The sequence below is a fragment of the Nocardioides sp. JCM 18999 genome, assembly GCF_055391175.1.
Window position 1 is genome coordinate 3,664,522 of record NZ_AP043887.1, and the last position, 12,989, is coordinate 3,677,510.

Annotated in this window: 11 protein-coding genes; 2 read left to right on the top strand and 9 right to left on the bottom strand. The window is 71.0% G+C overall.

Annotated elements, in window-relative coordinates:
* Positions 1-55: 55 nt before the first annotated feature.
* The 6 genes from ACZ5J1_RS18080 to ACZ5J1_RS18105 form a co-directional block, all read right to left on the bottom strand.
* The gene (locus tag ACZ5J1_RS18080) at positions 56-619 is read right to left on the bottom strand and encodes a hypothetical protein (protein WP_464561043.1); all 564 of its coding nucleotides are present in this window, start codon (positions 617-619) and stop codon (positions 56-58) included.
* Between the two features lie 41 nt (positions 620-660).
* Positions 661-1,287, bottom strand: a complete 627-nt coding sequence (locus ACZ5J1_RS18085) for a hypothetical protein (protein WP_464561044.1) — start codon at positions 1,285-1,287, stop codon at positions 661-663.
* A 59-nt stretch (positions 1,288-1,346) separates the two neighbouring features.
* Entirely contained in the window at positions 1,347-1,616 is a 270-nt protein-coding gene (locus tag ACZ5J1_RS18090) for a hypothetical protein (RefSeq protein ID WP_464561046.1), read from the bottom strand.
* Positions 1,617-1,659: 43 nt separating this feature from the next.
* The gene (locus ACZ5J1_RS18095; protein WP_464561048.1) at positions 1,660-3,285 is read right to left on the bottom strand and encodes a helix-turn-helix transcriptional regulator; all 1,626 of its coding nucleotides are present in this window, start codon (positions 3,283-3,285) and stop codon (positions 1,660-1,662) included.
* A gap of 54 nt (positions 3,286-3,339) precedes the next feature.
* Positions 3,340-4,548 carry an HNH endonuclease gene (locus ACZ5J1_RS18100; RefSeq protein WP_464561050.1) on the bottom strand — a complete coding sequence of 403 codons (1,209 nt, stop codon included), beginning with the start codon at positions 4,546-4,548 and terminating at the stop codon, positions 3,340-3,342.
* 108 nt (positions 4,549-4,656) lie between these two features.
* Positions 4,657-5,229 (bottom strand): hypothetical protein, encoded by a 573-nt coding sequence (locus ACZ5J1_RS18105; RefSeq protein ID WP_464561051.1) that lies wholly within the window; start codon positions 5,227-5,229, stop codon positions 4,657-4,659.
* 84 nt (positions 5,230-5,313) lie between these two features.
* Here ACZ5J1_RS18105 and ACZ5J1_RS18110 point away from each other — a divergent pair, with 84 nt between their 5' ends.
* Complete coding sequence (locus ACZ5J1_RS18110; RefSeq protein ID WP_464561053.1) at positions 5,314-7,395, top strand: RecQ family ATP-dependent DNA helicase; 2,082 nt, start codon at positions 5,314-5,316, stop codon at positions 7,393-7,395.
* Between the two features lie 3 nt (positions 7,396-7,398).
* On the opposite strand, the gene ACZ5J1_RS18115 is transcribed toward ACZ5J1_RS18110, so the two are convergent.
* The 3 genes from ACZ5J1_RS18115 to ACZ5J1_RS18125 form a co-directional block, all read right to left on the bottom strand.
* Positions 7,399-7,887, bottom strand: a complete 489-nt coding sequence (locus ACZ5J1_RS18115) for a GyrI-like domain-containing protein (RefSeq protein ID WP_464561055.1) — start codon at positions 7,885-7,887, stop codon at positions 7,399-7,401.
* 87 nt (positions 7,888-7,974) lie between these two features.
* On the bottom strand, positions 7,975-9,555 hold the full coding sequence (locus tag ACZ5J1_RS18120) for a DHA2 family efflux MFS transporter permease subunit (RefSeq protein ID WP_464561057.1): 1,581 nt from the start codon (positions 9,553-9,555) through the stop codon (positions 7,975-7,977).
* A gap of 97 nt (positions 9,556-9,652) precedes the next feature.
* Positions 9,653-10,135, bottom strand: coding sequence for a glutathione peroxidase (locus ACZ5J1_RS18125; RefSeq protein ID WP_464561059.1), 483 nt, complete (start codon positions 10,133-10,135; stop codon positions 9,653-9,655).
* 76 nt (positions 10,136-10,211) lie between these two features.
* On the opposite strand from ACZ5J1_RS18125, the gene ACZ5J1_RS18130 reads away from it, so the two are divergent.
* Complete coding sequence (locus ACZ5J1_RS18130) at positions 10,212-12,986, top strand: DEAD/DEAH box helicase (RefSeq protein ID WP_464561061.1); 2,775 nt, start codon at positions 10,212-10,214, stop codon at positions 12,984-12,986.
* Positions 12,987-12,989 lie beyond the last annotated feature (3 nt).

The following is a 12,989-nucleotide window of genomic DNA, read 5'->3' on the forward strand; positions in this document are numbered from 1 at the left end:
AGGTACGCCGGATCCCGTCGGCTAGTAGGGATCCGGCGTAGTCGTGCTGGCTCGCTCAGAAGATCGCGACGGCGAACGCCGCGTTCTTGAAGAGGTTGTCCGTCCCGACGAACGCGATGAAGAAGTCCCCACCGCAATCAGCGAGGGAGTCCGTCGTTGCCGTGGCGGCGACGTTGTCCGCCATGGCCAGAGCCACGTGGTCGACGTCGGTCGCCAACGGTTGCCAGGTGGGCGAAGCGGCGGTGCCCACGTTCTTGTCGACCCCGACGCAATATCGCCCGGTGCCGAACTTCGACGCCGTCACCCGATAGGCCGACGAGGAGTTCACGGTGACTCCCTTGACCCGGGCCTTGGTGACGGTCTGGGCATCGGCGCTCACCATCGCGGAGGCCAAGGACGTCCCGGGTGCACCGGGGGCACCTGCGACCTTGGCGGCAGCGCTGAGGTCGGCCGGGGCGATGGTGCCGTCCTTGATCTGCTTCGTGGTGACGGTGTTGGGCTTGATCAGCTTGCCGTTGATCAGCTTGGCGGCTTCGGCGACGCCGCCGCTGCTGGCGAGGGCGACAGCGAGGGCGGTCGCCCCCAGGACAGTGCCCAGAGCGGGCCTTCGCATCGTCATGGGCGGACGGTATCCCGCATCGACCGACGGCGCAGCGGATGTCAGTTGATGACGAAGTTGAACGTCACGTCGGCGGAGCCTCCCGCGTCGGAGGTGCGGATGTCGTAGCCGGTGTTGTTGTTGCACCGCAGCCATTGCTTGGCCGTGGCCGTGAGTCCACTGTTCGGACTCACCACGGCGACGTGCGACTCCGCCGACGCGTACGGAGCCCACGCGGATCCGGTGGTCGCGCGCGCTTCGACCGTCAGGCAGTAGCTGCCGACGCCGGTCCTGGTGACGTTGACCCGTCGCAGGGGCGAGCATCCGCCGCAGGCGAGCAGCTCCCCGTCGACCCGGGTGACGGCCATGTCGAGCGAGCCGTCGGCTCCCGCGACCTTTCCGGAGGCGAGCGAGCTCCCAGCGGCCCCGGGCACCCCGGGAGCCCCCGGAGCCCCCGGCGCGCCGTCGCTGCCTCGTGGTCCGGCGGGTCCCGTCGTCCTGACCCCCGGGGCAAGGTCGGTCGACGTGATGGTGCCGTCCTTGATCTGCTTGCTGGTGACGGTGTTGGGCTTGATCAGCTTGCCGTTGATCAGCTTCGCGGCTTCGGCGACCCCTCCGCTGCTGACGAGAGCGACGGTGAGGGCGGTCGCACCGAGGACGGTGCCGAGGGAGGGCTTGCGCAGGGTCATGCCTCGGAACCTAGGGAGCGCGATGTCGCCCGAGTAGTAGGGATCAGGCGTAACCGCGGTCAGCCCGCGCTCACGCAGACGAGCTTGAGATAGAGGACGTCGGCGGTGCTCCCGGACGGATTCCGAGCGTGGGCGGTGGCGCAGTTCGGCCCGATGTGGACCTGGACCGCTTGCTGAGAGGTCTTCCAGAAGGCGAGCGCGGAGATGATCCGCTTCCCGTCGGGGCAGTGCAGCGACAGGCTGGTCGCCGCACCCGCTTCGACCGGGACGGACTCCGTGACGACGTCCAGCCCGCTCGCGGTGCCGAGGGAGGACTGGCGGAGCTTCATGGCTCCGAGGCTAGGAAGTGCGACGGCCCCGAACTAGTAGGGATCAGGCGTAGTCGGAGGCCTGCCACAGCTGGGCGATCCCGAACCGGGTCGGGGTCTCCCAGCGCTGGCCGATGTCGGCCACGTGCTTCTCGACAGTCTTGAGCGAGACCCCGAGCTCCTCGGCGATCAGCCGGTTCGAGGTGCCGACGGCGACGAGCCGAGCCACGTCCTGCTGGCGCACGGTGAGCGAGGCCAGGCACCGGTCCGCGGCCGTGTCGTCGGTCGCGCGGCCGCGGGCGGCCTCCGAGGCCAGCAGCCCGATCCGGGAGGCGACCCCGAAGGCGCAGAGCACCCGAGACACGTGGACCCGCACGGTGTGGGGGGAGATCACCAGGTCGGCCGCGATCGCGTCGACCTCGGCGCCGGCCAGGATCCGGTGCGCGACGGCGGTCTCGGTCGGCGACAGCGCCTCCCACCCGCCCCCGGCCACGGGCGGCAGCCGGCGTCGGGCGGTGGCGAGGGTCTGGGACGCAGCCCGCCGTACTGCGTGGTGGCCGGTGAGGTCGCTCGCCTGGACCGTGACCCGCAGCATCCGGCCGGCCGCGGCGACCTCGTCGGCCGCGATCTGGCACTGCGCCAGCACGATCTCGGACTCGGCGGCCTCAACCTTCCGGTCGGTCTGTCGGCACGTCTCCACGCTCCGCGCGGCCAAGGCGATCGCTGTCGACAGGTCACCGTGCGCCAGGGCGAGCCGTGCCTCCAGCCGATCGAGGGTAGGCCGGGCGATCGGGTTGGCCGCCACATCGTCAGCCCCGAGGGCCCAGGACTCGGCCGCTTCCACGTCACCCTGGTCGAGTGCGGCGACGGCGAGCAGCTCCAGCCCGAGGACCCGGTCGATGATCGTGCACTGGCGCAGTCCCTCGTCGCCGCCCGCCTCGAGGACGCATGCGGCAGCGGTCGCCGAATCGCCGAGCGCGGTCGCGCCGTACGCGCGGAGGAAGCTGCGGCCGCGGCTGACGAAGTCGTTGCGTGTCGCTGGAGGGCGAGGCTCCTGTTGGATCGCGGTGATGACCGACGAGTCGTTGGCATTGCCGAGGAGGAGGTAGCTGAGCGCATCGAGGACGTCGTGCAGCAGGTCTGAGCCGGGCTGTCCGCGCAGGGCCTCGATCCGCTCGGTGGCCCCCAGGATGTCCCCGGTGAACGCTGAGATCCGCACCGCGCAGGCCCCCATCACCAGGGCGAACGGATGTCCCTGCCAGACCTCGTCCGGCGCGGCGCTGGCAGTGAGTGCCTCGGCCGCCTCGCCGAGGCGGGCGCTGTCCAACGCGCTCTCGGCGACCAGGTAGCGCATCGCCGCCCACCAGCGGTCCTCACCGCGGTGACGGGCGAGGAGCTCCAGTGCTTCGGGGACCGGGTCGGTGCCGGTCCAGGTCGGGTCACCGGCGCGGGCGAAGGCCTGGGCCGCGAGGGCGAGGCAGCGTTCCTCCTCGGACGTGGCCGACGCGAGGGCTCGGTCGGCGTGCTCCGTCGCGGCCCTGAAGTCGCCCAGCCAGAACGCGAGGAGCGCCTGCAGCCCGGGCGCGATCGGATCGTCGGAGGCAGCGAGCTCCCGACCGAGCGCTGAATCGGGTGACGCCCCCGTGGCGAGAACGCCGAACACCTGCCCCACCAGGAGTGTGCGGTCCACCCTCGCGACGATAATCGCGGGCTTGCGCCCTGTTCAGGGAATGACCGATCCCGCTCAGGCGGCGCGGACGTAGTCCGTGGCGAGGAGACGTTCGCGTGGGCTGTTGTGGATCTCGGCCCGGGGTGGATGCAGACCGGGTGGGCTTCCGGTGGCGGGGTGGAGGTCGGGGTTCTGTTTGGCCCAGTTGCACTGGCGGCATTTCCCGTGGCCGTTGTCGACGGTGGTGGGTCCACCGGTGGCCCAGTCCTGGTGGTGGTCGATGTGGGCGATCGAGGCGCCACAGCCAGGGGTGGTGCAGTACTGGTCGCGGAGCTTGATGAACTCAGCCAGGGCGGGTGGGAAGCGGCGGGCTTTGGATTCCATCGCGACCAGCTGCCCGGTAGCGGGGTCGGCGTAGAGGCGACGCAACGTCGTGCCGGCTCCAGACCGGCGGACGAGATCACGGGCCAGGTCGGGAGGGATGGGACCCATCCCGGCCAGCCAGGCAGGATCGGCGCCTGCCTTGGATCCGCCGAGGAGGGCGGTGTCGGTCATGATCAGGTTGAGCTTCACGCCGTGGACGGGCTGGTCGAGACCCAACGCATCGGAGCCGGTGATCCGTGCGATGAGGGTGTCGGCTCGGACTTGGCCGCGGCTGGTCGCGACCCCGGCTGCGACGGCGGTGTCGGCGGCGGCGTCGAGGGCGCCTTTGACGGCGTAGAGCTGTTCGATGGGCAGGAGGGCGTGGAGCCAGCCCATTCCGTCGCCGCGGTCGGTGGGGCGGCATGAGGTGTGGCGGTCTTCGATGGCGTGGGCGCGGCGGGCTTCGACGGTGGCGCCGTCAAGCTCCGTCGCGATCGCACGGGTGGCGTGGGCGATCTTCTTCGGTGCGAGTTCCCCGAGGTCGGGCTTGGCTGCGATTCGGGTGTCGAGCTCGGCTACGTCGTCGGGGTCGAGGTCGGCTGCTTCGCGGAGGATCGTGAGGACGCGGTACTCGTTGAGTTCGCCGGCGTCCCAGAGCTCGCGGACCTGGGGCAGTGACTCCATCCTTTTGGCTGCGGCGAGCACGACGCGGCCTTGGGTCGGTGTGATCCGGCGTGCGGCGGCGATGATCTCGGCGACTCCGCGGCCTTGCCGTGCTGGCGGTTCGCCGCGGTGGGCGGCCCGGTCACGGACGGCACGGTCCAACTCGAGGGCGAGGGCCGCTTGGCGGGCTTCGATCGCAGCCTTTTGGATCTCGAGGGCACGCAGTTCGTCGACGAGGGTGTCGATGAGCTGGTTCATGCTGTCTCCCGAGTTCGGCGATGTGATAAAGCCGATGCGCCGAGTCTACTCCGGGCCGCAAACGAAGGTCAAGAGCAGTCGGGACATCTGGGGAGAACTGGCCGGTGCTCAGAGCGCGTCGAGGCTGAGCTCGAGCAGGGCCGATGCGATCGCCGTGAGCTCCTCGGCGCTCATGCCCTTCGCCTGCGAGAGGTTGACCGTGATCACCTGGTCGCCCACCAGGGCACCGCCGGCCAGCTGGATGCTCTCGCCGCCACCGATCGTCCCGGTGGAGACGAACGCGCCGTCACCCACGCCGGACAGGTCCTGCACCACGGCGTCCGTCAGGGCAGCGCCGGCACCCGCGACGTACCCGTCGTAGCCGCCGTTGTCGGTGTCGACGTCGATGGTCCCGAGCGATCCGCTGATCCCCCGCGGATCGGCCTCGGAGAACTCGCAGTCGTCGAAGGGGCCGAGCTCCAGGTTCACCGGCACCCCGACGGCGGCGCTGACCGACGCCGCCGTGAGCAGGTCGCACAGCACGGGCGTCGGTACGTCGACGGGGGCTGCCGAAGCTCCGCCGGCCGGTGTGCCGTCGGCGACCGGGGTGGTGGAGCCGCCGTCGGAGGCACCTCCGCAACCGGTGAGCAGGACGAGGCCGAGGGCGCAGGGAACAGCGACGGAACGGAGCGACGCGAACATGCGGACACTGTGGAACGCACGACCCCTGCCGCGCATGGGGGATCGCGCGTAATCACTGTCTGCGCTGCCTGATAGACAGGTCGCATGACTTCCCTGCGCGCCCGCGCCGAGCAGCACCTGGCCGCCCTCGTCGGGCGCCCGGAGGCGACCCTGCGCGAGGACCAGTGGACCGCGATCGCCGCCCTGGTCGAGGACCACCGCCGGGCCCTGGTCGTCCAGCGCACCGGCTGGGGAAAGTCGGCGGTCTACTTCGTGGCGACCTTGCTGCTGCGCGAGGCCGGAGCCGGGCCGACGATCATCGTGTCCCCGCTGCTGGCGCTGATGCGCAACCAGATCGAGGCCGCCCGCCGGGCCGGGATCCGTGCGGTCACGATCAACTCGACCAACATCGAGGAGTGGTCCGGGATCGAGGACCAGATCCGCAACAGCGAGGTCGACGTGCTGCTGGTCAGCCCGGAACGGCTCAACAACCCGGGTTTCCGCGACGCCGTGCTGCCGCGACTGGCCGCCACCTGCGGCCTCCTGGTCGTCGACGAGGCGCACTGCATCTCCGACTGGGGGCACGACTTCCGCCCCGACTACCGCCGGATCCGGACCCTGCTCGACGACCTCCCCACCGGCATCCCGGTGCTGGCCACCACCGCCACCGCCAACGCCCGGGTCACCACCGACGTCGCCGAGCAGCTCGGCGAGGACACCCTGGTGCTGCGCGGGTCCCTCGATCGTGAGTCCCTGCGCCTCGGCGTGGTGCGGCTGAGCACGATCGAGCAGCGGCTGGCCTGGCTGGCCGACCACCTCGCCGAGCAGCCCGGCTCGGGGATCGTCTACTGCCTCACCGTCGCCGCCACCGAGGAGGTGGCCGACTTCCTGCGTTCGCGGGGCCTCGACGTGGCGGCGTACTCCGGGAAGACCGACACCGCCGAACGCCTCGCCCTCGAGGAAGCCCTGGCTGCCGGCCGGATCAAGGCGCTCGTCGCGACCAGCGCCCTGGGCATGGGGTACGACGCCCCGCTCGGGTTCGTGGTCAACCTCGGTGCGCCCGCCTCGCCGGTGGCGTACTACCAGCAGGTCGGTCGCGCCGGACGCGGCACCGGCCACGACGCCGCGGTGGTGCTGCTGCCCGGGATCGAGGACCGCGACATCTGGGCCTACTTCGCCTCGCTCGGGTTCCCGCCCGAGGAGCAGGTCCGACGGACCCTGTCGGTGCTGACCGAGCACGGCCAGGCGATGAGCACCCAGGCCCTGGAGCCGTACGTCGACCTGTCCCGCACCCGCCTGGAGACCATGCTCAAGGTCCTCGACGTCGATGGTGCGGTCCGCCGTGTCCAGGGCGGCTGGGTGGCGACGGGGGAGCCCTGGAGCTACGACGCCGAGCGTTACGCCCGCGTCGCCGAGGCACGTCGCCGCGAGGAGCAGGCGATGCTCGGCTACCTGACCACGACCGAGTGCCGGATGCGCTACCTGCGCGAGCAGCTCGACGATCCCTCCCCTGATGCAGCGGTCGACTGCGGGCGCTGCGACAGCTGCGGCGGTCTCACCCTCGCCACCAGCGTGTCCGCCGCGGCGGTCGAGGAGGCCGACAAGCGTCTGCACCGGCCCGGGGTCGCCATCGAGCCGAAGAAGATGTGGCCCTCGGGTCTGTCGGTGCTCGGCCTGGAGGCGCGCGGGCGGATCAGCGGCGGCTGCGAGGAGGGCCGGGCGATCGCCCGACTCACCGACCTCGGCCACGGTCCGGCGCTGCGTGATCTCTTCCGGTCCGGCGATGTCGCGACCGTGCCGACGAACCTGGTCCGTGCCGTGGTCGAGATCCTCGGCGACTGGCGCCCCCAGGTCGACGTGATCGTCGCGGTCGACTCGGCGACCCGGTCGAGCCTGATCAACGACCTGGCGTCGGGCCTCTCGCGCTACCTGCAGATCCCGATCGTCGGCGCCTGGACGATCGTCGACTCCGACATCCCGTCCGGGGCCGGGGCGACCAACTCCGCCCAGCGCGTCGGCGTGGTCTCGCACCGGTTCGCGCTGCGCGGGGACATCCCCGAGGGCGCCCGGGTGCTGCTCGTCGACGACCTGGTCGTCACCGGCTGGACCCTCACCCTGGCCGGAAAAGCACTGCGGGAGGCGGGCGCCGCCGCCGTCCTCCCGCTGTGTCTGGCTGTGAACGGCTGAGGATCAGCCGCCCAGCCTCAGCACCAGATCGGTGCGCAGGTCGGCGGGGTCGGTGACCGTGCTCGGGTCGGTCACGTAGATCTCGGCCATGCGACCACCCGGGACGTGGCCGCCAGCCATGGCCGCGTGGATGAAGGCGCCCCACGCCTCACCCAGGCCGTCGAAGCTGCCGAGGTGGCTGATCGCGAGCACCCGGCCGGTCAGGAACGTGCTCGGCACGACGCCCTCCGCTGCGCCCTCCGTTGCGGAAGGGTCAGCGATCGGGAACCCGATCTCGATGTCGAAGGTCGACGCCGGGTCGCCGGTGTAGATCGCGTAGCCCGGTCCGATCGGGCCCAGCTGGGCGAGCGTCGAGTAGCCGGTGTCGAAGATCCCGGGCAGATCGGCCATCGTCACCTGGGAGTGTCGGATGGCTGCGGTGGGGAGCGGATCGAGGGTGAGCTCGGTCAGGCTCGTGATCGGCGCGTCGGAGAGGATCATCGGAGCGGTCACCTGGCCATCATGCCCGCGAACGACTCGGCCGGACAGCCCGCTCAGTGCGGGCTGCCCGGCCGGGGTCGGTCGAGGATCAGCTGCCGATCAGTGCATCATCACCGGCTGGTCGTGGGTCGTCTCCGACTTCGTCCGCGGCAGGAACGCAGCCGGGATGAGGCAGAGGGCGCACAGGATCGTCGCCACGACGAAGACGTTGCCGAACGCGTTCGCCATCGCCTCGGGGGCACTGGCGAGGAGCGACTGGAGCTGGTCGACGCTCAGGCCGAAGGCCTGGAGGATGCCGTCGATCTTGCTCTGGTCACCCTTCGCCTCCTCGACGGCACCGGCCACGACGACACTCGGGCTGTCCTGGAAGCCGTTGGTCAGCAGGACGGTGAAGACCGCCGTCCCGATGGAGCCGGCGACCTGCTGGATGATGTTGAGCAGGGTCGAACCCCGCGCGATGGTGTGCTCCTGGAGCGCCGCGAGACCGGCCGAGAAGGTCGGCATCATGGTGGCGCCCATGCCCAGGCCCTGGATGAAGAGGGCCAGCAGCAGGTACCAGTACGGCGTCTCGGCCCCGAGCGGCACCCACATCGCGAAGCTGATCGTGATCACCGTGATGCCGGTGAGGACGATCTTGCCGGGGCCGATCTTGTCCGCGAAGACGCCGGCGATCGGCATGGTCAGCATCGCGCCGACGCCCTGCGGGATCAGGAGAAGGCCGGCCTCGAGCGCGGTGGCGCCCCGGACCTGCTGGAAGTACAGCGGCAGCAACAGGCTGGAGCCGAAGAACGCGACGCAGAAGAGCGACATCGTGATGATCGAGACGGTCAGGTTCCGGTGCCGGAACAGGTGCAGGTCGAGCAACGGGACCTGGTTGGCCTTGGCCAACGCCCAGAAGACGAACGCAACGATCAGGACCGCGCCGACAATGGTCGGCACGAGCACCTTGGTCGCCCAGAACGTGCCTTCCGCCGGGACGGAGGAGACGCCGTAGAGCAGCAGGGCCAGGCCCGGGGACAGCATCGCCATCCCGAGGAAGTCGAACTTCTCCCGGACGGTCGAGGAGTCCTTGGGCAGAGCGAGGAAGGCGTAGATGAACGCGATGATCCCGATCGGCAGGTTGATCAGGAAGATCCAGTGCCAGCTCACCTTGTCGATCAGCAGGCCACCGAGGATCGGGCCGCAGATCGGGCCGAGCAGCATCGGGACACCGAGGACGGCCATGACGCGTCCGACGCGCTCCGGGCCGGCCGCGCGGGTCAGGATGGTCATGCCGATCGGCATCAACATGCCGCCGCCGAAGCCCTGGAGCACGCGGTAGCCGACGAGCATCGGCAGCGACGTCGCCGTCGCGCACAGCACGGAGCCGACGGTGAAGAGGACGATCGCGGCCAGGTAGAGCCGCTTGGTGCCGAACCGCTCGGAGGCCCACCCGGTCAGCGGGATCACCGCGGCCAGGGCGAGGGTGTAGCCGGTCATCGTCCAGGCGACCTGGGCCGCCGTGGCATCGAAGGTCTCCTGGAACGTCTTCAGGCCGACCGAGACGACGGTGATGTCGAGGATCGCCATGATCGATCCGAGCACCACGACGCCCGCGATGACGAGAACGCTCTTGTCGAGCTTGTCAGAGCCCGCTGGGGCTGCCTCCGCGTTGGAGGTCGAAGAAAGGTCAGTGCTCACCCAGCGAGACTAGTTGCCCGATACAACTGTCCCAACTTGTTAAATCTGCCCGCGGCGGGGCTGGTGGCCAAGGTCACACCCCGCCGAGGGCGGAGCCTCAGACCAGGGCGGCGATGGCCCCGAGGACGGCGGCGTCCTCGGGCTCGGTGCGCGGGCTGAAGCGCGCGACCACGGTGCCCTCGGCGTCGATCAGGAACTTCTCGAAGTTCCAGGTGACGTCGCCGGCCTCGCCGGTGGTCTGCTCCGGGGCCTCGGTCAGGGTCGCGAAGATCGGGTGGCGGTCCTCGCCGTTGACGTCGATCTTCTCCGTCAGCGGGAAGGAGACGCCGTACGTCACGGAGCAGAACTCGGCGATCTCGTCGGCTGTGCCGGGCTCCTGGCCGAGGAACTGGTTGCACGGGAAGCCGACGACGGCGAGGCCCGGGTTCGCCTTGGCGATCCGCTCCAGGCCCTCGTACTGCGGGGTGAGGCCGCACTTGCTGGCGACGTTGACCAGCAGGGCCGGCTTGCCGCCGGTGAGGTCGGCCAGGGTGGTCGGGGTGCCGTCAAGGGTCGCGATCGACGCGCCGAGGATGCTCATGCCGCGAGCCTACCGACCGGCCGGACACGGCCGTCCCGGATCTCGCGTTGTCGGTCTCGACGGTTAGGTTCGGACGGTGAGCTTCGTCCCGCTGACCGGTCCGGCCACGCTGGCCGTCGGCGCGCGACCGCGGGCGGGCGTGATCACCTTCAGCGACGGGCCCGAGGGCAGCCGGCGGGTGGACCTGCCGATCGTGGCCGCGGTCCCGGTGCTGACCAAGGCGCTCGGCCAGGAGGCGCTGCACCCGACGGTCGGTCTGCTCGCCGCCTCGGCGCACTTCGCGCTGCGGCTCGTCACGGCCGGCAAGTACGAGGCGACGACCTTCGACGGGGAGGACCACGGCTGGCTCCCGGTGGTCGTCGGCGACGACGTCGAGCGGCTCCGGCTGCTCGCCGAGTTCCGGTCGTACGACGGCTTGGACGCCGAGGCAGCCGAGGCGCAGGTGTGGGCGATGGTCGCTGCCGCGGTGGACTCGATGGCGACTCCGGGCGCGGCCCGACTGACGGCACGCCGGTCGGCGCCGAAGGACGGTCCGCCGCCGGGGATCCCGGTGCGTCGCGGCACGCGGCTCGCGCGGGCGACCGAACGTCAGCAACGGGTCTCGCTGTCCCTGCGGATCGAGGCCGACGAGGAGTCGTTGACCGAGGGCATCGTGCGGATGGTGCTGCAGGTCCACGACGAGGCCGATCCGCTGCACTTCGCCGACGCGTCGGTGCTGTGGCACGACGACCCGTCGGTGCACGGGTTCGGCCCGCGGGTGCGCTCCGAGATCGCGGTCCGGCTCGGCGAGGCCGCGGCGGCCTGGCCGGTCCTCGACCGGATGCGTTTCGCCGCCACCCCGACCGAGCTGATCCTCGAGGGCGACGACCTGGTCTCGCTGCTGGCCGTGGGGATCGGAGCGCTGCGCGGGATCGGTGTCGACGTGCTCTGGCCGCGGTCGTTGGGGCGTGAGCTGCGCGCCCAGGCGGTGCTGGACCTGGCCCCCGAGACCGCACCGAAGGGCGAGGCCGGCTCCGGCTGGGAAGCGCCGTTGCGCACCGGGTTGCTCGCCACCGAGGAGATCGCCGCGTTCCGCTGGCACGTCGCCCTCGGCGGGGACCAGCTGACCGAGGAGGAGATGACCCAGCTGGCCGAGGCCGCCTCCCCGATCCTTCGGCTGCGCGGCTCCTGGACGATCGTCGACCCCGCGATCGCACGCAAGGCGAAGGACCGGCTGGTGCGCCGGATCTCCGGCGTCGAGGCGCTGGGTGCGGTGCTCGCCGGGGATGCGGCCGTCGCACTGCCCAACACGACCGGCCCCGGCCTGCCCGACGTGATCGTCGGGGCATCGCTCGAGCGGCTGCGCGACCGGGTCGCCGGTGCGGGGCACGGCGACCTGCTGCCCGAGCCGCATGGGCTGGACGCGACCCTGCGCGACTACCAGCGCCGGGGTGTGACCTGGCTGGCCGACATCACCGCGATGGGCCTGGGTGGCTGCCTGGCCGACGACATGGGGCTGGGCAAGACGATCACCCTGATCGCGCTGCACCTGCACCGGCAGGCCCACGGGGCGAGCGGCCCGACCCTCGTGGTCTGCCCGGCGACCGTGCTGGGCAACTGGGAGGCCGAGATCCGCAGGTTCGCGCCGGGGGTGCCGGTGCACCGGTTCCACGGCCCCGGTCGGGTGCTGCCCGAGCAGTCCGAGCAGGGCGAGGGATTGGACCTGGGTCTCGGAGATCCCGGGTTCGTCCTGACGACGTACGGGACGGCGCGGCGCGACGCCCGGCTGCTGGCCCCCCAGGGCTGGGACCTGGTGGTGGCCGACGAGGCCCAGCACCTGAAGAACCCGGCCTCGGCGACGGCGCGGGCGATGCGGACGATCCCGTCGGCGGCGCGAGTGGCGCTGACCGGCACCCCGGTGGAGAACAACCTCGCCGATCTGTGGGCGCTGCTCGACTGGTGCGTGCCCGGTCTGCTGGGCAGCAGGAAGGCGTTCCGGAAGGCGTGGGCGTCCCCGATCGAGTCCGGGGTGGAGAACGCGGCCAAGCAGTTCGCCTCGATGGTGGCGCCGTTCCTGCTGCGCCGCCGCAAGACCGACCCCGGGATCGCCCCCGAGCTGCCGCCCAAGACGGAGACCGACCACCTGCTCAGCCTGACGCGTGAGCAGACGGTGCTCTACGAGGCGTTCGTCCGCGACACGATGACGCGGATCGAGCGGCTGCCCGGCGACGACTCGTCGCGCCGCGGTCTGATCCTGGCGATGCTCACCGGGCTGAAGCAGATCTGCAACCACCCGGCGCAGTTCCTCCGGCACGACACCGGCAAGATCGCGGGCCGCTCGGAGAAGGTCGAGCTCCTCGACGACATCATCGACACCGCCACCAGCGAGGGCGGAGCGGTGCTCGTCTTCACGCAGTACGTCGCCCTCGGCCGCTTGCTCTCGCGGTACTGGTCCGAGACCGGACTCGACCATCTCTTCCTGCACGGCGGGACGTCGGTGCGCGAGCGCGAGGCGATGGTGAGGACCTTCCAGTCGGGCGGTGAGGCACCGGCGGTGTTCCTGCTCTCGCTCAAGGCCGGCGGCACCGGGCTGAACCTCACCCGCGCCGACCACGTCGTGCACGTCGACCGGTGGTGGAACCCGGCGGTGGAGGACCAGGCCTCCGACCGTGCCTGGCGGTTGGGTCAGACCCGACCGGTGCAGATCCACCGGCTCCTGATGCGGGGCACGCTCGAGGAGCGGATCGCCCTGCTGCTGGAGCACAAGCGCTCGTTGGCCGAGGCCGTGCTCGGGGCGGGTGAGTCGGCGCTGACCGAGCTCTCCAACGCGGAGCTGCGCGACCTGGTCACCCTCGACCGCAGCTGGCGCTGAGCC

What these genes read in the sequence shown, in the direction of transcription:
- ACZ5J1_RS18105 (WP_464561051.1), bottom strand. Translation starts at nt 5,229, where the DNA reads ATGTTCGCGTCGCTCCGTTCCGTCGCTGTTCCCTGCGCCCTCGGCCTC.
- ACZ5J1_RS18090 (WP_464561046.1), bottom strand. Translation starts at nt 1,616, where the DNA reads ATGAAGCTCCGCCAGTCCTCCCTCGGCACCGCGAGCGGGCTGGACGTC.
- ACZ5J1_RS18085 (WP_464561044.1), bottom strand. Translation starts at nt 1,287, where the DNA reads ATGACCCTGCGCAAGCCCTCCCTCGGCACCGTCCTCGGTGCGACCGCC.
- ACZ5J1_RS18100 (WP_464561050.1), bottom strand. Translation starts at nt 4,548, where the DNA reads ATGAACCAGCTCATCGACACCCTCGTCGACGAACTGCGTGCCCTCGAG.
- ACZ5J1_RS18080 (WP_464561043.1), bottom strand. Translation starts at nt 619, where the DNA reads ATGACGATGCGAAGGCCCGCTCTGGGCACTGTCCTGGGGGCGACCGCC.
- ACZ5J1_RS18110 (WP_464561053.1), top strand. Translation starts at nt 5,314, where the DNA reads ATGACTTCCCTGCGCGCCCGCGCCGAGCAGCACCTGGCCGCCCTCGTC.
- ACZ5J1_RS18125 (WP_464561059.1), bottom strand. Translation starts at nt 10,135, where the DNA reads ATGAGCATCCTCGGCGCGTCGATCGCGACCCTTGACGGCACCCCGACC.